Origin of the sequence: Acinetobacter septicus (assembly GCF_019355975.1) — a bacterium.
Taxonomy (GTDB): domain Bacteria; phylum Pseudomonadota; class Gammaproteobacteria; order Pseudomonadales; family Moraxellaceae; genus Acinetobacter; species Acinetobacter ursingii.
In genome coordinates this window covers 817,746-839,413 of the sequence record NZ_CP079898.1, presented here as the reverse complement: position 1 = coordinate 839,413, position 21,668 = coordinate 817,746, and the positions used below count along the sequence as shown (strand labels likewise).

14 protein-coding genes are annotated in these 21,668 nt (G+C 38.0%); 7 read left to right on the top strand and 7 right to left on the bottom strand.

Annotated features, from left to right (window positions below):
* Window positions 1–124: 124 nt before the first annotated feature.
* Complete coding sequence (ahcY, locus tag I6L31_RS04115; protein ID WP_005004744.1) at window positions 125–1,507, bottom strand: adenosylhomocysteinase; 1,383 nt, start codon at window positions 1,505–1,507, stop codon at window positions 125–127.
* A 253-nt stretch (window positions 1,508–1,760) separates the two neighbouring features.
* On the opposite strand from ahcY, the gene I6L31_RS04110 reads away from it, so the two are divergent.
* The 3 genes from I6L31_RS04110 to I6L31_RS04100 all read left to right on the top strand — a co-directional run bounded on the left by I6L31_RS04110 (window position 1,761) and on the right by I6L31_RS04100 (window position 5,684).
* Window positions 1,761–2,303: a cysteine peptidase family C39 domain-containing protein gene (locus I6L31_RS04110; protein ID WP_005004741.1), complete on the top strand. Its 543-nt coding sequence runs from the start codon at window positions 1,761–1,763 to the stop codon at window positions 2,301–2,303.
* Between the two features lie 168 nt (window positions 2,304–2,471).
* Window positions 2,472–3,437, top strand: a complete 966-nt coding sequence (locus I6L31_RS04105; RefSeq protein WP_005004740.1) for a DUF4424 family protein — start codon at window positions 2,472–2,474, stop codon at window positions 3,435–3,437.
* Window positions 3,438–3,737: 300 nt separating this feature from the next.
* Window positions 3,738–5,684 carry an oleate hydratase gene (locus I6L31_RS04100; protein ID WP_005004738.1) on the top strand — a complete coding sequence of 649 codons (1,947 nt, stop codon included), beginning with the start codon at window positions 3,738–3,740 and terminating at the stop codon, window positions 5,682–5,684.
* Window positions 5,685–5,737: 53 nt separating this feature from the next.
* Here the strand turns inward: I6L31_RS04100 and proP are convergent, their stop codons facing one another.
* On the bottom strand, window positions 5,738–7,219 hold the full coding sequence (gene proP / locus I6L31_RS04095) for a glycine betaine/L-proline transporter ProP (protein ID WP_004988297.1): 1,482 nt from the start codon (window positions 7,217–7,219) through the stop codon (window positions 5,738–5,740).
* Window positions 7,220–7,752: 533 nt separating this feature from the next.
* Here proP and I6L31_RS04090 point away from each other — a divergent pair.
* Window positions 7,753–8,805: a sensor domain-containing diguanylate cyclase gene (locus I6L31_RS04090; protein ID WP_005004734.1), complete on the top strand. Its 1,053-nt coding sequence runs from the start codon at window positions 7,753–7,755 to the stop codon at window positions 8,803–8,805.
* Window positions 8,806–8,835: 30 nt separating this feature from the next.
* Here I6L31_RS04090 and I6L31_RS04085 read toward each other — a convergent pair whose 3' ends face one another.
* The 5 genes from I6L31_RS04085 to I6L31_RS04065 form a co-directional block, all read right to left on the bottom strand.
* On the bottom strand, window positions 8,836–9,225 hold the full coding sequence (locus I6L31_RS04085; protein ID WP_004988292.1) for a carboxymuconolactone decarboxylase family protein: 390 nt from the start codon (window positions 9,223–9,225) through the stop codon (window positions 8,836–8,838).
* Between the two features lie 79 nt (window positions 9,226–9,304).
* Complete coding sequence (locus I6L31_RS04080; RefSeq protein WP_005004733.1) at window positions 9,305–11,791, bottom strand: acyl-CoA dehydrogenase; 2,487 nt, start codon at window positions 11,789–11,791, stop codon at window positions 9,305–9,307.
* Between the two features lie 603 nt (window positions 11,792–12,394).
* Window positions 12,395–13,111: a tRNA (guanosine(46)-N7)-methyltransferase TrmB gene (gene trmB / locus I6L31_RS04075; protein ID WP_005004732.1), complete on the bottom strand. Its 717-nt coding sequence runs from the start codon at window positions 13,109–13,111 to the stop codon at window positions 12,395–12,397.
* 99 nt (window positions 13,112–13,210) lie between these two features.
* Window positions 13,211–15,139 carry a sensor histidine kinase gene (locus I6L31_RS04070; RefSeq protein WP_005004729.1) on the bottom strand — a complete coding sequence of 643 codons (1,929 nt, stop codon included), beginning with the start codon at window positions 15,137–15,139 and terminating at the stop codon, window positions 13,211–13,213.
* The gene (locus tag I6L31_RS04065) at window positions 15,085–15,792 is read right to left on the bottom strand and encodes a response regulator (protein ID WP_005004727.1); all 708 of its coding nucleotides are present in this window, start codon (window positions 15,790–15,792) and stop codon (window positions 15,085–15,087) included. The genes I6L31_RS04070 and I6L31_RS04065 overlap by 55 nt, the downstream gene beginning before the upstream one ends.
* 171 nt (window positions 15,793–15,963) lie before the next feature.
* Here I6L31_RS04065 and I6L31_RS04060 point away from each other — a divergent pair, with 171 nt between their 5' ends.
* The 3 genes from I6L31_RS04060 (at window position 15,964) to I6L31_RS04050 (ending at window position 21,210) form a co-directional block, all read left to right on the top strand.
* Entirely contained in the window at window positions 15,964–18,465 is a 2,502-nt protein-coding gene (locus tag I6L31_RS04060; RefSeq protein WP_005004723.1) for an ESPR-type extended signal peptide-containing protein, read from the top strand.
* A gap of 62 nt (window positions 18,466–18,527) precedes the next feature.
* Window positions 18,528–19,736, top strand: a complete 1,209-nt coding sequence (locus I6L31_RS04055; RefSeq protein ID WP_000343018.1) for an IS256-like element ISAba26 family transposase — start codon at window positions 18,528–18,530, stop codon at window positions 19,734–19,736.
* Window positions 19,737–19,791: 55 nt separating this feature from the next.
* On the top strand, window positions 19,792–21,210 hold the full coding sequence (locus I6L31_RS04050; protein WP_005004720.1) for a YadA family autotransporter adhesin: 1,419 nt from the start codon (window positions 19,792–19,794) through the stop codon (window positions 21,208–21,210).
* The last annotated feature ends 458 nt before the right edge of the window (window positions 21,211–21,668 follow it).

Here is a 21,668-nt window from a genome sequence, read left to right as displayed (position 1 = left end):
CCTTTTTTATTTCTTTTCACCTCTCCTAAATCCTCTCCTGAGAGGAGAGGACTTTTTGATATTCATTCGGGTAATGAATATTCCCTCTCCCTTAGGGAGAGGGTTAGGGAGAGGAAATTAAAACTTAGTATTTATAAGCGTCAGATTTGAATGGACCTTCAACAGGAACGCCTAAGTAATCTGCTTGTACTTGAGTCAATTGGGTTAATACACCGCCAAAGCCAAGTACCATTGCAGCAGCAACTTCTTCATCTAATTTCTTAGGAAGCACTTCGACACGAATCGCTGCTTGTTTTTGATCAGATGGTAAGTCAGCAAATTTTTCAGCAAATAAATGCATTTGACCTAATACTTGGTTTGCAAAAGAACCATCCATAACGCGTGATGGATGACCTGTTGCATTGCCAAGATTGACTAGACGACCTTCAGAAAGCAGGATCAAGTAATTGCTTTCGTCTTCTGAACGATACACTTGGTGGACCTGAGGTTTAACTTCCACCCATTTGTAACCACGTAAATAAGCGGTGTCAATTTCGGTATCAAAGTGACCAATATTACAAACCACTGCACCTGCTTTTAAGCTATCTAACATTGCAGAATCACAGACGTGATAGTTACCTGTTGTGGTCACAACAAGATCAGTATTGCCTAACAAGTCGTGGTTGATGTCTTCTTTCTTACCTGTTTGCACACCATTTTTGTATGGAGATACAACTTCGTAACCATCCATGCAGGCTTGCATTGCACAAATCGGATCAACTTCAGTGACGCGAACGATCATGCCTTCCTGACGTAACGATTGAGCAGAACCTTTACCTACGTCACCATAACCGATCACCAGCGCACGACGACCAGAAAGTAACATATCTGTTGCGCGTTTGATTGCGTCATTTAAAGAATGGCGGCAACCGTATTTGTTGTCATTTTTAGATTTCGTGATTGAATCATTGACGTTGATTGCAGGTACTTTAAGAGAACCATCTTTCCACATTTCAAGCAGACGTTGTACGCCTGTAGTGGTTTCTTCAGTAATGCCGTGAATTTTTTCTAAAAGTGCAGGGTATTTTTCATGAACAAGTGCAGTTAAATCACCGCCATCGTCCAAGATCATGTTGGCATCCCACGGTTTGCCATTGACATTGATCTGTTGTTCTAAACACCACACATATTCTTCTTCAGTTTCACCTTTCCAAGCGAAAACAGGAACACCACTTGCAGCGATTGCCGCGGCAGCATGGTCTTGAGTAGAGAAGATGTTACAAGATGTCCAACGAACTTCAGCGCCAAGTTCAACCAAAGTTTCAATCAAAACCGCAGTCTGGATTGTCATGTGGATACAACCCAAGATTTTTGCGCCAGCAAGAGGTTTTGCTGCTGAATAACGTTTACGCAAACCGATCAAAGCTGGCATTTCTGCTTCGGCAAGTTTGATCTCTTTACGACCGTAGTCCGCTAGGGAAATATCAGCAACTTTAAAATCTGTAAATGAAGCATTAACCGCGTTCATCACGATCTCCTTTTTTAAAAAACAAATATTGATCATTCAGTTCGCGGATGCCGTTATTCTGTGAAGCGTGATTACTGAGTTTTCAACTGCTTCAGACGTCGAGCCTAGCGATTTCACATGATTATTTTTAAAAATCAGCTTGTGAAAAAGTCGCAGCATCCCTCGATTGGTGGCGCTATTGTACTGATAAATTGTTACAGTGCCAACGCTGTTTTGTGTATGATTCGCATAAATGTAATGCGAGTTCAACGTGATGGCGCTAGAAATTCCAGAGTCCTTAGTCAACCTTGAAGCCAACTGTGGCATTTTTGCACTGTGGATGTTATTTCAACATCATGGCGTTGAAATGGATATCTCGGAATTGATACAGGCAACTCAACATGATCAAGAATATGGCACGTTTACCATTGCTTTAGCGGTCGCATTAAAAAAATTTGGTTTTAATGTGTCTTTCTATACAGATCCTGATCCTTATATCGATGACAGTGAACGTTTAATTTATCAACAAGCCCAAGCTTTAAATATCCCAATACATTCGGCGCTCACTTATTCCGAAATTCAAGGGGCAATTGAAAATGGACAAATGGCCATTGTTTCTTATGACACTTTGGATGGTATAGGCAATCAGTCCTTAGTTTATTCGATGGATGAACAGGAAATTTGTTTCTTTGACAGTTTTGATCCGATGCCAGCTTTTTTATTTGAACAGCAACGTGATGCAGAGGGAATTTGTAGACAAGTAATTTTAATTAATGATCAAGAGCTAAAGTTAATGCAATCTACAAAATTCAGTTAGAAGAGACAAAAACAGAATTTTTGAAATATGGTGTGTCAATCAAAAGCAATAGAATTTCTTTTTAAGTTCCTTTTACTTTACCTTAATGAGCCAAAATAAACGGATCAAATAATGCTAAAAGAAGTTTCATAATGTAGATAATTTAAATAAAGTAGAGAGATCATCATAATGATTAAAAAAATAACATGTCTTGGTTTGATTGGTATTTTTACTGTTCCTATTTTATATGCAAATGATTCAACGGGGTATGTTGCAACTGGTGGAGTCGCTTATGTTCAAAATCCAAACATCAGTATGCAAAAAGAAAATCTATTTATCAGTAAAAAACAAATTCGTGTTGAATATGAGTTTAAAAATCTAAGGTCTCATAATATTCAGGAAAATATTTTATTTCCTTTGCCTAAAGTTGGGAATTCACGTGAAAGTGATTTTGCTGATACAGATGCTTTTATTAATAGTTTTAAAGTAAAAGTCAATCAAAGACCTATCAATGCATCGGTGCATGTGCGAGCTTTTTTGCCCGCGTTGAACCAAAAAGGTGAGATAGATTGGACGAAAGATTCGATTGATGTGACTCAAGAATTAAAACAATGTGGCTTGAGCGATCAAGAGTTGATGAATCCGTGGACACAGAAAATCAGTGATGAGGTGTTAAATCAACGTATTTTCCGCTGCCAACAGCCTAAAGTACAAAAACTAATTAAACCCTATCATCCAGAGGATTCCATTTATTGGGAGGCACAAGTTATTTATAGCTGGCAACAAGTCTTTAAAGCCAATAGTGTGACGCATGTTGTGCATCAATATCGGCCTTTGGTCGGTGGTTCGGTCTATCTTGACGATGGAATAGCAAAAGATCACTGTGTCAACCAGAGCTTTAAAAATGCACTCAACAAAATGCCAAATAAAAATCCACCTTATATGGGATTGAGTTATATTTTAAAAACGGGAGCAAACTGGGCGAAATCGATTGGAAATTTTAACATGATCATTGAGCGAGATAAAAATGAATTGATTTCACTCTGCTGGAAAGGAAATATACAAAAAATAAATGCAACTCAATTCAAAATCTCAGAGAAAAATTTTAAACCGACAGAGGATGTAAATATTATTTTTGTGCCATTATTAAGATGAGAAAATAATATTATTCATTCAAAATGAAAATTTTAGAAGAAATAGAATAGACTTCTTTCATCATTGTTTAAACTCTGTTTATTTTTTTCCATAGGGAAAAATAATAAGAACTTATGCAAGAAGCCTAATATATCTTTAAAATCACTTTATTGTAAAAATAGACTAAATCAATAGAATTTAAGAGACAGCCAGATCAAATACAAAGTTAATACAGAACTTGGCTAAAAATAGTGATGGATATGATCATACTAATAGGCTCATAAATAACATATTTCAGATAATAAATCCGAAGAGGAACTCATGAGTAAAATTACTTCAAAATTTGATAAGGTTCTCAATACATCACAATTCCATGGAAAGATGGTTCACGAACCAGACTCGAGTACGGAAACTTATCAAAACTCAGCTGATATCACGACACCACCAGCCGACTATATCGGTAATTATCAAAGAAATCGCGGTATTGGTTCTGACCAATATCAAAACAGTAAAATTTATATTGTTGGGAGTGGTATCGCGGGTTTATCAGCAGCTTATTATTTCATTCGCGACGCACAAATACCCGCATCCAATATCATTTTCATAGAACAACTCCATGTTGATGGCGGTTCATTGGATGGTGCAGGTAATGCCCAAGATGGCTTCCTGATTCGTGGTGGTCGCGAGATGGAATTTGCCTATGAAAATATCTGGAACATTTTTCAGGACATTCCTGCATTAGAGTTGCCAGAACCTTTTAGTGTGCTGGATGAATATCGTTTACTCAACGATAATGATCCCAACTTTTCCAAAGCACGATTGATCCATCAACAAGGTCAGGTACAGGATTTTAATAAGTTTGGTTTATCTAAGAAAGATCAACTTGCGATTGTCAAATTACTTCTCACCAAAAAAGAAGATCTGGACAATACCAGTATTGAAGAATATTTCAGTAGCGAATTTTTAGCATCGAACTTTTGGACTTTATGGCGAACCATGTTTGCTTTTGAAAACTGGCACAGCCTACTCGAATGCAAACTTTATATGCATCGTTTTTTACATCAACTTGATGGTTTTAAAGATATGACGGCGCTAGTATTTCCAAAATACAATCAGCACGATACCTTTGTTAAAACCTTAGGGCAATATTTAAAGAAAAAGGGCGTTACTCTTCAGTTGAATACTTTGGTTAAAGATGTAGAGATTGAGCAAAAAGGGAAGGAAAGCATCGCAAAATCATTATTAATAGAAAAAGATGGCAAAGAACAAAAAATTGATCTGACTGAAAATGATTTTGTGGTGATTACTACAGGTTCAATGACTGAAGATACTTCGTATGGTAACAATACGACTGCGGCAATGAGTAAAGTGGACAATAGCACGAGTGGTCAAAGTGCAGGCTGGTTACTCTGGAAAAACTTGGCAAAGAAATCTCCAGTATTTGGCAAACCTGAGAAGTTTTGTAGCAACATTGAAAAATCATCTTGGTTGTCCGTTACTTTGACGTGTAAACCGTCAGCTTTTGTTGAAAAACTGAAAGAATACGCGGTTAATGATCCGTACTCTGGTAAAACGGTTACTGGAGGAATTATTACAATTACAGATTCAAACTGGTTGATGAGCTTTACCTGTAACCGTCAGCCGCATTTCCCCGAGCAGCCCGATGATGTATTAGTGCTTTGGGTATATGCCTTATTTATGGATAAACAAGGCAACTATGTTAAAAAGACCATGCCAGAATGCACAGGTAATGAAATACTGGCAGAGTTGTGTTATCACTTGGGAATTGTTGATCAACTAGACAATGTTATTGAAAACACCATCACCCGCATTTCCTTTATGCCATATATTACTTCAATGTTTATGCCACGTGCTAAAGGCGATCGTCCACGTGTAGTGCCTGAAGGATATAAAAATTTGGCCGTGGTAGGGCAGTTTGTAGAAACCAATAATGATGTCGTTTTTACTATTGAAAGTTCAGCTCGAACAGGACGTTTAGCTGTTTATAAACTTCTTAATATTGATAAACAAGTGCCAGATCTTTCGCCTTTGCAATATGACATTCGTCACCTAATTAAAGGTGCAAAAACCTTAAATGACGGTGGGCCATTTCCAGGTGAACGTTTACTCAGACATGTGTTGAAAGGCACTTATTATGAACATATTTTGCCAAAAGATGCAGCGCAACCAGAAACCGAATCATTTTTATCTGAACAGTTTGGACATTTTAAAGACTGGATCAGTTCTATAAAAGAAAAAGCGAAATAGATCAGAAAAAACAAGACCCTAATTAGGGTCTTGTTTTTTTATAGGAGAAAAAGCTAATCAATATCTGGATGCTGTTTGGCAAGATGATCTCGTTTTTCCTGTAATTCTTCAATTTTTTGATCAATCTGCTCAATCTTCTGTTCTATATTTTCATGATATTGTTCCAGTAATTCTTCCGCCTCTTCGCAATCAGCTGCCATTGGTGTTGCACCTTTGAGAGGTAAATTGGCTGTTTCTTTCAGGTAAAATGCGGTCATAATTCCAAATACGCCACATAACATTAAATAGTAAGCTGGAACCATAATATTCTGCGTAGTTTCAACCAACGTAGCGGTAACGGTTGGTGTTAACCCTGCAATTACCACCGAAATATTAAACGCAATGGCAAGCGCACTATAACGAATCTCGGTGGGAAATAGGGCAGGCAAAGTGGATGCCATCACACCAATCAGCATATTGAGCGAAAGTGCCAAAATTAAAAGGCCTAGAAAAATTAAGTAGACATTATTGCTATCAAGTAAAAGAAAGGCAGGATAAGAAAATAAAACCAATGCAATACTGCCTGCAAATATAAAAGGACGACGGCCAATTTTGTCACTAAACATCCCAACAAAGGGTTGAACAAAAAGCATTCCGACCATAACGGCAATAATGATCAATACCCCATGATCTTCTGAATAGCCTAAGTTATGCGAAAAATAACTGGGTAAATAAGTAAGCAGCATGTAATAGGTGACATTAGTACAAATGACCAGACCAACACAGACCAATAAACTACGCTTATGTTCGCTCAATATTTGCTTGAAACCAATTTTTTTAGGTTTTTTTGAATCTGATTGATTTTCAGTATGTGCTTGAAAAGTAGGGGTTTCATCAAGAGATTGACGTAAATACAGTCCTATTAAGCCCAAAGGTAAAGCCAGATAAAAGGGAATTCTCCAACCCCATTCCATAAAGGCAGTTTCACCCACAGAAAAACTGATTAAGGAAACAACCCCGGCACCCACCACGAAACCTAAGATTGAACCAAAATCGAGCCAACTTCCCATGAAGCCGCGTTTCCGATCGGGAGAATACTCAGCTACAAAAATGGCTGCCCCTGCATACTCACCCCCAACTGAGAAGCCTTGCGCAATTTTGACAATCAACAATAAGATCGGCGCCCAAATCCCAATACTTTCATAAGATGGAATCAAACCGATACCAAACGTACTCACAGACATGATAATAATGGTAATGGCTAAAACTTTTTGTCGTCCGTACTTATCACCTAAGCGACCAAAGAATATTCCTCCTAACGGTCTAAAAATAAAAGGAATGGAGAAAGTTGCAAGCGCAGCAATCATCTGCACACTGGGGGATGAATTGGGAAAAAATACTTTACCCAGTACATAGGCAACATAGCCATATACACCAAAATCGAACCATTCAATTGCATTACCAAGTGCGGCAGCCTTAATCGCTTTTTTGGTTTTTTCATAATCAACAATTTCAACATCATCTATTTCAAGAGGTTTTATTTTTCTTTTGGACATAGTGGCTTATTTCCTGAGTAATCACAATTTGATGTAGTTTCACGAGCTCTAGCAATTCAACAGCGATTTATGTTAACAATTCATAAAGATCATCTTTTCAATATCACGTTGGAAATACACAAAACCATAAGGATTGTATGTGTATTATTTAAAATGATTAAATATCAGAGAATTATAATTTTAGAATGATCTTTAAATTTATGTGTTGCGTGATGATGAAGAAAATGTGTGCCTATGATGTAAATATGTAATTTGATGCGAAAATTTAAATAATAGCGCTCAATTTTAGAAATATAAAAATAGGAATTATTCTAAAGCACCATAAATAGCAAAAAAGTGTCGCAATATGTCAGTTCTTATTTTTTTGTTGTAAATAAATATTCTTTAATTAAATTTTTTTTAAAAAAATTGGTATATATATACATTATTTTATGAATAAAATATGGTTAGAATCATGTGGTTGACGTACCGTTGGATAGGCGGCTTAGCAATAAGCAATTCGTTTTATCATTGAATAGAAAGTCCTAATGACCATGCCATATATAAAAACGGATGAAGCGATATTACTTGAACGCAGCAAGCGATATGTTCATCGTATTTTTTTAATGCGGCAAACGGGAACTATTCTGTGTTTTTTATCCATTTCTTCAGTTCTTCATTATTTAAATTACTCTTTATTTGTATATATCTTACTGGGTATTAATGCCTTTATTTGGCCCACAGTGGCTTATGTGTATGCTAAAAGCAAACAAGATGCAGTGAAAACCACAAATATGAGTTTAGTGGTCGATGCTGCTTTAGGGGGAATTTGGGTTGCCGTGATGGGGATTAGTCCTTTTCCATCATTAATTATGGTCGCGATTTTAATTTCAGATCGTTATGCCGCAGGCGGTTGGGTCATTTTAAAACCCTCTTTGATGGCTATGCTAGTTAGTTGTTTGGTCATGTGGGTATTGTTAGGTTTTCATGTGAATGTCGATTTTGATAGTCGCATTGTCTGGTGTTCACTACCTTTAGCAACACTCTATATCATGTTTTTAAGCGTATTAACCCGAAATCTTGCTGTGCAGTTAATCCATAAAAATCGAGAATTTGAGCGTATTGCCCTAATGGATCCGCGTTTGCATATTCCCAACCGCCGTTTGTTTGAGCAGCGTCTTTCTTCAATTTTTATCCAAACTCAGAGAAATGGAACGCATGCACATTTGATGTTGCTAGATGTCGATGACTTTAAATATATTAACGACACTTATGGACATGAGGCAGGGGATTACTTTTTAGCCGAAATTTCCAGTATTTTAAGGCATTTTATTGGCCCTGAAGATACGCCAGCTCGTTTTGGTGGCGATGAACTTGCCATTATTGTGGTAGATCGAAGCAACGATGAAATTTTAATACTTGCTGAAAATATTGCAGCTTGTATCAAGAATATCCGATTACAAAGTGATGAGCATTTTTCTGCAAGTATTAGCATCGGAATTGCATCTGTAGAGACTGCACAAACAGTCTCTGAATGGTTTGGTCTGGCAGATAAAGCGCTTTATTATGTCAAACGCAATGGTCGAGATGGAATCCAGATTTATTAGCAATAAACATATGTATTGGTAAAATCTGATTTAAGTTTGATTATTTTGATATTCCTGAATCACTTCTAAGGCTGCGCGAAATGCTTCTTGGGCTGCTGGCGCACCGCAATAAGGCAAACTATGCAACAGTGTCTCCTGTATTTCCTCAATGCTGCAACCATTATTTAATGCGCCGCGTACATGGCCTTTTAGTTCTGTAGGTGCTTTAAGTGCGGTTAACATGGCAAGGGTAATCAGTGAGCGATACTTACGAGGTAGTACACCTTCACGTTGCCATGTAGATCCCCAAGCATGTTCATTAATCCAGTTTTGCAAAGGGGCTGTGAACGGTACGGTATTGTCCTGAGCACGTTTAACAAATGATTCGCCCATCACTTCAGTTCGAACTTTTAAACCATTTTCATAATCTTGTTGTGACATCATCTTTCCTATAATTTGCAAAAAACAAAAGCGTCCGTAAACGCTTTTATCACATTATCAAAGTGGCTGAAAGACTCAATTAATCCAGAGTTGCTTCACCTGTAATAGGCATATGTGGATTTTCAAGCTCAAGATCATGATTGAGTTCCATGTCAAAAATATCAGTGAGCATACTGTCATAACGTTTAGCATTATAAACGATCAAACTTTGAGCCTCTGCTTCAGTTATAAAGTTCGTCGCAACAGCATCTGTAATATGCTCTTCAAAAGTTAAACCTTTAAACTGATCTTTAGATTCTGCTTTTTTGAATTTATGCCAAAGTGGTTCAATTTGTAATAGCATTTGAAATGCTGACTCCATACGACCTGTGACATCGTTAGCATCCTGAGAATAATACACATGTTTTTTCAGTTGCTCACGGAATGGATTTTCCTGCATGATCAGTTCTGCAACTTGTTGTTTGAGTTCATCGCTTGGTTTAGCAAGAGGTCGTCCAAGTGGGAAACAAACAAACTTAACCAGTGCTGCACCCAGCTTGATTGGGAAATTTTCAAACAAGCCATAAAATGCTTCTTGCACTTGATAAAGCGATTTCTCTAGGGCTAATTTTGCATGTAATTGCTCTGCTTCAGATTTGGCGCCGTTGGCATAAAATTTTAAAATAGAAGAGGCAATAAACAGATAAGCATGAATATCGGCTAAACGCCCAGATAACATTTCTTTGCGTTTGATATCACCTGCTAGTAAACCCAATGACATATCAGCGGTTAAAGCCAAGTTGGCACTGAGGCGGTTGATGATTTTATAATAAGGCTGAGTAAAATCATCTGAAATTACAGGGGCGTCATTTGAGCCACCAGTAAAACCATAGGCAAATGAACGTGCTCCACGATTAAAGGTATAACCTAAGTGTTTAAATAAAATTTCGTGAAATTGTTTGAGTGCGCTTGGTTTATCATCGGATTGCAATAATTGCAATTCTTCAAATAAATAAGGATGACAACGCATAGAACCTTGACCAAAAATCATTAATGAGCGGGTCAGAATATTTGCCCCTTCAACGGTAATTGCGACAGGAATGGCTTGATAAGACAGTGCTAAGAAGTTACGTGGTCCAAGCTGAATTGCACGTCCGCCAACCACGTCCATCCCATGATTCACCACTTTGCGCATCGTCTCGGTGGCATAATATTTGGCCATCGCGGTCATCACCGCAGGTGTGCCACCTTGATTCAGTCCACACGTGACCAAATAGCGAAACGACTCTAACATGTAAGCATCACTGGCGATGTCACTGGTCGCTTCCTGTACACCCTCAAACTTACCGACAGAAAGTTTGAATTGTTCACGAACTTTTGCAAATGCACCAACCGTTAAATAAGACATTTCACCTGCCGCAGTTGATAAGGCTGGTAACGAAATACCACGACCTACACCCAGACATTCCATCAACATGCGCCAGCCTTTACCTGCATTTTTCGGGCCACCAATAATATAGTCAATCGGAATAAATACATCCCGACCTTCTACTGTTCCATTCATGAATGGAGAGCCAGGATAATGTCTTGGGCCAACCTCAACGCCTTCATGATTTGCAGGAATCAAGGCGCAAGTAATACCGTATTCTGTTTTAGATGTATCACCAAGTAAACCATCAGGGTCATAAAGTTTAAAAGCTAAACCCACCACAGTTGCTATTGGAGCAAGGGTAATCCAACGTTTAGAAAAGTTCATACGTAAGCCAAGAACTTCTTCACCTTCAAATTCGCCGTAACACACCACGCCTGTATCTGGAATTGCACCTGCATCAGAACCAGCTTCTGGACTAGTCAAACCAAAACATGGAATTTCAGTGCCAGCAGCTAAACCCGGCAAATAACGCTGCTTCTGTTCATCTGTCCCATAATGCATGAGTAACTCACCCGGCCCCAAAGAGTTAGGAACCATACAACTCACGGCTGTGGTCAGTGAGCGAGAGGCGATTTTACTCATGATGCGACTTTGTGCGAAAGAACTAAACTCTTTACCGCCATAAGATTTTGGAATAATCAGGCTTAAAAAGCCTTTATCTTTAATAAACTGCCAGACATGTTCAGGCAGGTCTTTGGTTTGATGATGAATTTCCCATTCATCCAGCATGCTACATAACTGTTCAGCTTCGTTGTCAATAAAAGCTTGTTCTTCTTCTGATAACTGTGGAAATGGATACGCATTAAAAGTGTCCCAGTTGGGCGCTCCCATAAATAACTCTTTTTCCCACCAGCTTGTACCTGCTTCAAGCGCTTCCTGTTCAGTGGTACTAATACTAGGCATAGAATTGCCTAAGCTATTAAATGCGGGTTTTGTAATCAAATTAAAACGGAGAGGATCAATTAAGACCACTAAACTGAGCAGGATTAGGGGGATACCTAATAATAGTGACCAAGCTGTAAAAATAAATGCGGAAGCAATCGCCACAACAATAGTCACGATACTACCCACAGTTCTGGATAGGCTAAAATAGAAAACAGCCCAAATGGCAAAAAGCTGTACCAAAATAGCAACGATAAACAGGAAAAAAGTCATACTTACTCCTTGGGTAGTTGCATTTTATATCAAATCAATGCGTTAAAAGTGATGGAAAAGTTCTTAACTTTTTGACTTAAATCAATGATGTATCAGTATCTATACAAGAGAAATCTTTATAAAATGAATAGCTTAATTTCCCTGTTTTTTGATAAAGCTAAAAAGTTGTTTTTTGTTCTTCTTATAAATAGTTTATTTTTTCTATTTTTCGCATAACAGTTAGGTTATTGATTTGTCACAAAAGGTTATTGAAAAATAAAATCTATATTTCGATGTATGCGCGTAAAAATGATTCAAAGTCATACAATTCAAAATACGTAAATTTTGTGATGTTTCAATTAAATTTAATGTATAGGCTTATTTTTAGAAATTCTTTTTATTTTTCCCTAGGGGAGAAAAGTAAAAAGATTAAATAAGGATAAAGAAGTCTCATATAACATCTTGCCCGTTACTAAAAGTGATGAAATAGCATGGATAAGTTGTTATACATGAATCAGTGATGTTGGATAGATCTGAAGACATTGAATTGTTATTTGTTTCTTTGAGGTTATGTTTTATCATTGAAGTTAAGCACTTATTTTATCAAATAAGTGCTTAACATTTTTACTGAACTTTTTTGAAAATAAAGTCATTAATTTTATGACCTGATTCTAAACCACGACGTTCAAATTTAGTTTGAGGTCTCCAATCTGGACGTGGATAACTATTGCCTTTACCCGCCAGATTTTCAAGATTTTCTCTATGATCTAAAACTTCCAGCATCCACTCAGCATAAGGTTCCCAGTCAGTTGCGGCATGAAATGTACCGCCAATTTCGAGCTTTTGTTCCACCAGTTGCATACGTTCATGGATAACGAAACGACGTTTGAAATGGCGCTTTTTTTGCCACGGATCTGGGAAATAAAGCTGAACACAATTAATACTATCATCTGGCATTTCACGAAGGACTTGAATCGCGTCGGCATCCAGTACACAAAGATTTGTGAGTCCCGCCATACCTGCTTCATAGACGCATTGTGCAATACCTGGTACATGCACCTCAATACCCACATAATTACGTTCAGGATTGGCTTTAGCCATGAGAACTAATGAACGCCCCATTCCAAAACCGATTTCAACAGTCAATGGACGTTCAGGGTGTTCAAAATGCTGACGTAAATCCCCCACTGGATATTCCAAAATTAAATGCTGATATTGTTCTAATGCGGTACGTTGTGATGTATTTAAGGGCGCAGAACGGCGCATAAACGTCACAATTTCACGATGCTCAGGCAAATTATCCAGTTCAGTAATTTGCACTTCTAACTGATCAGTCGACATAATTTGGGTAGGACTCAAAAATCTGAATGCCGTATTTTAAAGGCTTAATAGTTGAAGTCAAACCTAATCTGGCAATTACTGTCTGGTAAATCAAAACTTTTAAAGCTTGACCCGAATCAGGGTTTGTCCCATTTCTGAATGTATTTCAAATGTTCCGCCTATACGATTGACCCTAACTTGCATACTTTGTAAGCCGACATGTAAACCTTGTTGGACTGAACTTGGGTCAAATCCAACACCATTATCTTCAATTTCAAGGATTAGTTGTTGATACTCCTGAAATAAACTGACTTTAACCAACGTAGCATGGCTATGTTTAATGATATTAGTTAAAGCCTCTTCTACCACGCGAGCAAGCGTCAAGCACTGTAAAGCAGTCGGCTCTTTTAGCCATTGTTCTGCTAACTTCCAATTAGATTCAATTTCAAGTTCCTCAAAAAGTTGTACAAAACGTCGTCGTATCGAGGAAGCCCAAATCACTGGAGTTTCTGGTACTTTTGCGCCAATTGTAGAGCCACTATCAATCACTTGACGTAGATCATTACGTAATAGTTTTAAAATGGATAAAACATGCTGCTTATCAATCTTGTCTTGTTTATCCACTAAAATCATAGAACGTACCAAAGACCCACCCAAACCATCATGCAGTTCATGAGATAAATTGAGTCGTTCTTGTAGACGCATATTTTCGATTTCAAGTTGATGTTTTTTATCTAAAGAGTTTTTTAAATCGGCGCTCACTCGCTCTACGCTTTGTGTCAATGTTTGATTAAATTCTTCAATATGATTAACGTTTTGTGCGATCCGCCAAGCTAATATCATAGAAATCGCTAAAGCAGTTAACGGTGCTGCAAAAGGGGTAATATAAGTATGTTCAGTATTTTGGGTCAAAATCAGATAAACGTCATGCACATTGATCCCAATAAAACCAAGTAAAATTAGGGCAAGGAAACGGATATCTGCTTTAGGGGTTTTATAAGCAATCCATTGATAGAAAAAACAACATCCTAAAAATACAATGACCGCAAATAAAAATAAGCTAAACAAAACGAGTCCTAAATACGCAGGTGAAACAATAAATAAAACGATGACGCCGATTAAGCCTATCAGCCATAATATTTTTTCAGTCTTGTTATATTTTTTTCCAGCAAATCGCCATGTGTAAATCGTAAAAGAAATTACATAGCCCACCAGAAACAACATATTAATTCTGGCAAGTTGCAAAGTATGAAAAAATGGATAAGTCTCCGTTGTTAAAATATTGCTGATAAAAAGTCCCCATAGCAAAGAAGCCAAAGCAAACCAACCAAAGGTTGAGTCTTTTCTACGCAGTAGCCAAACTAGAAAAGCAATAGCACCAAGCGTTAGGGAAATAACTAAATTAATAAAATACAGCGTGCGATGTTCAAATACATATTTTGAATTTTGTTCAATAATGGCATGTGGCGTACCAATATAAACGTTGCCTAACCCGGGACTTTGTGTAGCGACTCCTATCACCCGAATGAGGATTTCGTTTTGACCTCGTTTGAGCTCAGAATTAGGTAATACCCAGTAACGTGGCATATTCCAACTACGACTTAAAGGTTCGACTAAATTTTTATCGCGCCAAATTAAATGTTGGTTTAAATAGACTTCTCCTGCCATATTGATGCTGTCAATATTTAAGGCAAGTGGTTCAGTCTGAGAAGTTTGACAGGCTTTTGACCATAAAATGCGATACCAAACTATACCAGAATAATTTTTCCAACGATTTTCCCAAAAATCAGGTAATTTTACATTTTGCCAATTTTTTAGTTGATTGATATTTTTAGTTTGGATGTTGGGTGAAGTTTGAATCGCTTGAATTGTGCTAATTTTTACCTGACAGTTATGATCTTTGGGAATCAACACCAATTCATCAAGGGAAGAGGCGGCATAAAGCGGTGAATGGCTACTAACTAAAATCAATACAAAGCAAATAAAAAACAATCTTAATCGAGTAAACCAAGTGATCTTGCAGTATCGACTGCTTTGATGCGTGTACATACTGCAAGTTTCCGATAAATGTGCTTGATATGAGACTCAACGGTATAACGTGACAAATTGATCTGGCTGGCAATTTCTTTATTACTTAAACCTTGGGCAACCAGTAATAATATTTCATGTTCACGTTTGGAAAGTAAAGCGTCATCTATCTCATTTTCAATATTTTTTTTCTCAGCTTGCTCATGAGATAAAGGAAGTTGTTTTAAAATTTGACGAGCGATAAAAGGATCGATAGGCGCTCCTCCGCGCAAAATACTGCGGATAGATAATGCAACTTCAATATCATCGCGTTCTTTTAGAACATAACCCGTTGCTCCAGCCATTAGGGCATTCAAAATAGCATCCTCAGTGCTCCATGCTGAGATCACTAAAATCGCGATGGTGGGATCATATATTTTTAGTTGTTTGATAAACTCTATACCATTGCCATCAGGTAAACCCAAATCAACCAGAGCCAAAGATGCAGAATGTTGTTTCAGTCGCTCATGAGCCTGAGCGAGCGTTTGGGCAAAAATAAGATTTTCTGGTAAGTAGCCAATCCCTAATAATATTTCTTTTAGTCGTTTTTGTATCAGTGGTTCATCCTCAACCACAATCACAGGAACAGGTAAAACCAAGTCTGGGTCCAGCATTACATTACTCAAAAGCTTCATATCTTCCCCTAATTTGCCGTTATTTTTTTAGTTTTTATATCCCTGAGATTGGGTATTTTCCGATGAGTAACCAAAATATCACTAATTTCAGGGATATCGCAAAACTTGTGATCATGATCAAATAATAAGTACATAAATTTTAATCATAAAATAAGCGGTGGGGATGGACATATGAACAAGATTTTTAAACTAATCTGGAATAAATCACTGGGGCAAATGGTGGTGGTTTCGGAAAATGCCAAAAGTGTGGGGAAAAAAGAGAGTAGTACTGGGTCGGTGGTCAGTACGGAAACTTTAAATTTAGATACAAATAAATCTCGGATACTTGGTTTGCAAACTCTGGTTTTGAGTATTGCAACGATTATGGGGACAGATGCTTGGGCAGGGAATATTGTTCAAGGTGTAAGTTGTACCAGTGGTAATGCTCCAAGTATAACCTTAACTACGGATAATCAAGTAAGTTATGGCACTGGTTCAGGATTATGGCCACAATCAGCCTTGAATGTTTTTACTGGTGATAATGCTGTAATAATAGGAGGGGATTGTAATCATTTGACATGGGGTCTTAATAATGCTGTGGCTATAGGAGGAGCTGCTGCATCAATTAATGGTGTGGCTATTGGAACTGAAGCACTTGCTTATCAACAAAATAGTATTGCTTTAGGTTATCAAGCAAAAGCGATGGGTAAAAATAGTATTGCGCTTGGAGCAAATTCTATAGCAGATAGAGCTAACAGTTTTTCGGTTGGAAGTACGACTACGCAACGTCAAATTATTAATGTTGCAACACCAACTCAAGCAACAGATGCAGCTAATAAAGGCTATGTTGATACTGCAATTGCAGCCATTCCAACAGCAGTGGCAAGTGATAACTACGCCCGTAGTTCAACTGATACTGCTTTAGGTGCTGCATCAAGTATAGCCTATAATGCACAAAGTAATGGAACACAACTGACCAGTGTCGGGGGAATTACAGTTACCGCAACAACGACTAATATCGATGACATCACGTCATTTACATTACCTGATGGTACTGTCGTTACAGATGTGAACCAAGTAGCTGCTTTTAAAAATGCTGCCAAAAAAGGCGCTAATATTGCCATCGGTGGTTATAGCTCATCTATTGGATTCTCCAATATCGCTTCTGGTTTCTTAAGTAATGCGATAGGATCTTCTAACAAAGCTTCAGGAAAATATAGTAGCGCGATAGGTGATGGAAATACGGCAACAGGTGAGGCAAGTAATGCAATCGGACGATTTAATTTAGCCGAAGCTAATGGTAGTAGTGCTTTAGGGTATTGGAATACTGCATCTGGGGAATCGAGTAATGCTGTGGGTAATTCAAACATTGCATCAGGCGAGTCTGCTAGCGCTGTAGGTGATTCCAACAGAGCGCAAGGAAAGCAAAGTAGCGCATTCGGCTCTGATAATACTACAAATGGTGAGGCGAGCAGTGCTATTGGTGATTATAATCGGGCAATGGCTAATTTAAGTAGCGCCATTGGTTCTAATAATATTGCATTGGCTGATTCTAGTAGTGCGGTAGGTAGAAGTAACACAGCGTCAGGGGATTCTAGTAGCGCATTTGGTAATTCAAACACTGCATTAGGTAGCTCAAGCAATGCAATAGGATCAAGTAATACTGCAAACGGTATGTTCTCCAACGCAATTGGTAGTCAAAATACTGTAAATGGTGTGTTTAGTACTGGTATCGGTTTTAATAACAATGTTACTCAAGGTGAAAGTGTTGGCTTAGGTATTAGTAATACTGTTTCTGGGAAATGGAGCAATGCAGTCGGTAGTTATAATAAAGCAACAGGCACAGCAAGCTTTGCAGCGGGTTCACAAAACTTGGCAAAAGGTAGTGGTTCAACCGTTCTGGGGGCAGCAAGCGGAATGTACTACGATCCGCAAGATGATAGTACTAAGCTCACCGCCATTAATGGAATACAAGTTCAAGCAACAGATTTAACCACTTCTTCGATAACTCAGATTGGTGATGTGAGTGTTACTTCTGATCAAGCTTTAGATTTTGAAAAAACTCTTCGAAATGGTGGTTCGATCGCATTTGGTGATCGTAGTGCTGCGATTGGTTCACATAATATTGCATTAGGTGGTCAAAGTGCGGCAGTGGGTTATGACAATCAGGCCTTGGGTGTAAATAGCACAAGTCTAGGTACTTTAAACAAGGCAACAGGTGGTGTGTCCACTGCTGTGGGTTCAAATAATACAGCATCCGCTATTTATAGCAGTGTTTTTGGTAGTAGTAGTCAGGCTACAGCCTATGGTTCAACTGCGATAGGTCATGATTCTTTAGCCGATGAAGCGAATACGATTTCCGTTGGACGTAGTGGTGCAGAAAAACGGATTACCAATGTTGCAACACCAACTCAAGCAACAGATGCTGCTAATAAAGGCTATGTAGATACTGGTTTGGCTGCTAAAACCGATAAAACTGTATTTGATACATTAAATAGTAAAGTCAATGATGCAACGACAGGTTTAGATACGAAGGCATCAATGAATGCATTAACGACAGGTTTGTCTAATACATTAACTGATGCCAAAAGTTATGCAGATCAGAAGGATTTGGTTTTAGATGGCAAGATTACGACTAATGCAAATGAAATTGCTGCCTTACAGACAGGTCTGGGCAACATGGGACTGTTCTAAATTTTGTGTAAGTACTTAATTTTCATTTATCCTTCAGAGGATAATTACAAAAGGTACTTCACATGGATGAAGCAACAATCAAAAGTATGGCTGCCGAATTGGCTAAAGGTCTAAAAACACCAGAAGACTTAAACCAAATGACAGCAGTCTTTAAAAAATTCATGATTGAAACTGCACTCAATACTGAACTTTCAGACCATCTCGGTTATGAAAAGCATCAGCCCAAGAAAGGCTCAAATAGCCGTAATGGGTTTAGTTCTAAAACCATTACAACTCAAGATGGACAACTGGCTTTAGATATTCCCCGTGATCGAGAAGGTTCATTTGAGCCACAAATTATCAAAAAGCACCAAACACGCATCACCAGTATGGATGACCAAATCCTCTCACTGTATGCAAAAGGAATGACTAATAGGGAAATTGTAGCCTTCTTCAAAGAAATGTACGATGCCGATGTGTCAGCATCTCTCATCAGCAAAGTTACCGATGCTGTGATTGAGCAAGTGACTGAGTGGCAAAATAGAGCCTTAGATAGCCTTTATCCTGTTGTCTATCTTGACTGTATTGTTGTCAAAGTCCGTCAGCACTCCAATGTGATTAACAAGTCCGTATACCTTGCTTTAGGCATCAATATGGATGGGCAAAAAGAATTACTGGGTATGTGGATTGCTCAGACAGAAGGTGCCAAATTCTGGCTGTCAGTCATGACAGAGCTAAAAAATCGAGGAGTACAGGACATTCTTGTTGCCTGTGTAGATGGATTAAAAGGCTTCCCTGACGCGATAGCCTCTGTTTACCCTCATACTGATATTCAACTGTGTATCGTGCATGTTGTACGCAATAGCCTGAGATTTGTAAGCTGGAAAGACTACAAAGCTGTTACGTCGGGTCTGAAAGCGATTTATCAGGCAAGTACAGAGGAAAATGCTTTAAAATCCCTAGACATCTTCTGTGATCAATGGAATCACCAGTATCCCAAAATTGGAGAATCCTGGCGGGCCAATTGGGAAAATATCCGAACGATCTTTAGCTATCCAGCCGAAATACGTCATGCAATTTATACAACAAATGCGATTGAGTCGTTGAATAGCGTAATACGCCATTCAACGAAGAAAAGGAAAATCTTTTCATCTGATGACTCAGTAAAGAAGGTCATTTACTTAGCAACATCAAATGCTGCGAAGAAATGGACGATGCCAATTCAAAATTGGCGTTTAGCAATGAATTGGTTTACGATTCAGTTCGATGATCGATTAAAAGATCATTTATAAAAAATGGAACTTACACAAAATAATTTACAGGCTCGGCAACATCTCAACTAATGCGGTGGTTTATGACAATGCCGCAAAAGAAACAATTACTTTAGCTGGTCAGAGTGGAACAAAACTGACCAATTTACAAGCAGGTGATATCAGTTCAAGCAGTTCTAAAGATGCAGTTACAGGTGGTCAGCTTTATACGACCAATCAAAATATCAATACACTATCAACGCAGTTTAATAGTAGCGCAAATCAATTAGCTTCTGTATTAGGTGGCGGAGCAGGATTCAATAATGGCGTATTTACATTACCGACCTTTACGATTCAGGGCACAAGCTATTCTAATATTGGTGCAACCTTTGGTGCTGTGAATAATGAATTAACCGCGTTAAAAGGTTCTGTGAGCAATTTAAAAAATTATGTTGACCAGCAAGATGCCAAAACTTTATCTGATGCAAATACCTACACGGATACACAAAGCTCAGGCACACTGGCAAATGCAAAATCTTATATTGACCAACAAGATGCAAAAAATCTAAACGATGCAAAATCTTATACAGATCAACAAACCTCACAATCTTTAAATGACTCAAAAAGTTACACCGATCAACAAACCACAACTGCATTGAATGATGCCAAAACTTATACCGACCAACAAACAACATCAACTTTAAATACGGCTAAATCCTATACTGATCAAAAAGTAGCAGATGCAGGACAATATATCAGTATTGGAGGAAATGGCGCTGGTGCAACTACAAGTTCAAATGCAACTGGCAAAAACTCAACAGCAATAGGACCAAACACTGTGGTTACAGGAAATAACTCAACCGCTGTGGGTGTGAGTAATACTGTTTCTGGTAATGGATCAGGTGCATTTGGAGATCCAAATACAGTCAGTGGTAACGGCAGTTATGTGGTTGGTAATGATAATACTGTCAACGGGGATAATACCTTTGTGTTAGGTAATAACGTTAATACTGAAGCTAAAAATGCGGTGGTATTGGGTAATGACTCAACTTCAGATCGAGACAATACAGTTTCCGTTGGTTCAAGCACAAATCAGCGACAGGTTACTCATGTTGCAGCAGGTACGGCAGACACAGATGCTGTTAATGTTGCGCAAATGAACAAATCAAGTTCAGACACGCTTTCAAGCGCAAACAGCTATACAGATACTCGTTTTGCAGGTTTGGAAAGTACATTTAAAGATTATAGCTTGCAAACAGAACGCCGTTTTCAGGAGGTTGATAAACGTTTTGACCGTCAGGGGGCGATGAGTGCAGCGATGATGAATATGGCAACCAGTACAGCTGGTTTGCGTGGGCAGAACCGCATTGGGGTTGGTGCTGGTTTGCAAGGTGCGGAACAAGCTGTTGCAGTAGGCTATCAACGTATGATTAATGAAAATACCAGTTTGAGTATCAGCGGAGCACTCAGTAAAGAGGAAAGTTCGGGCGGTGTCGGTGTTGGTTTTAGTTGGTAAAGCAATGTTTTAAGCAGTATGAAAAACCAGTCTACAGTGACTGGTTTTTATTTAATATTAAATCGTCAAAAAATTGAAAATCTCGTAAAAATCACCAATTTCAGGGATGTTTTTAACTAAAAAAGCACTATACATTGAATTTAAGTTTTAACGTTAGTTAGAACTTAAATCTTTGTAACGCTAGAGGGAGAAATGTCACTTTATAATTATGATAACATTCTAATAACAGCATTATTTTAGACCAGTCTATTCCGCCAATATGACTGGTTTTCCTTTTTATTTTAGTAAATTTTAGAAAGTTCATTTTTTCGTCATACACTTGAGTAAACATAAAAGACAACGTTTTTGACTTGAAAAAGTTAGTCTTTTACACAATAGTTTAATGGTATGTATTTTTAGGTTACGACGTTTTTAAAATTTAAAACGTCTAGGGCTTGAAAGTTTGAGTAAAGCGCTTT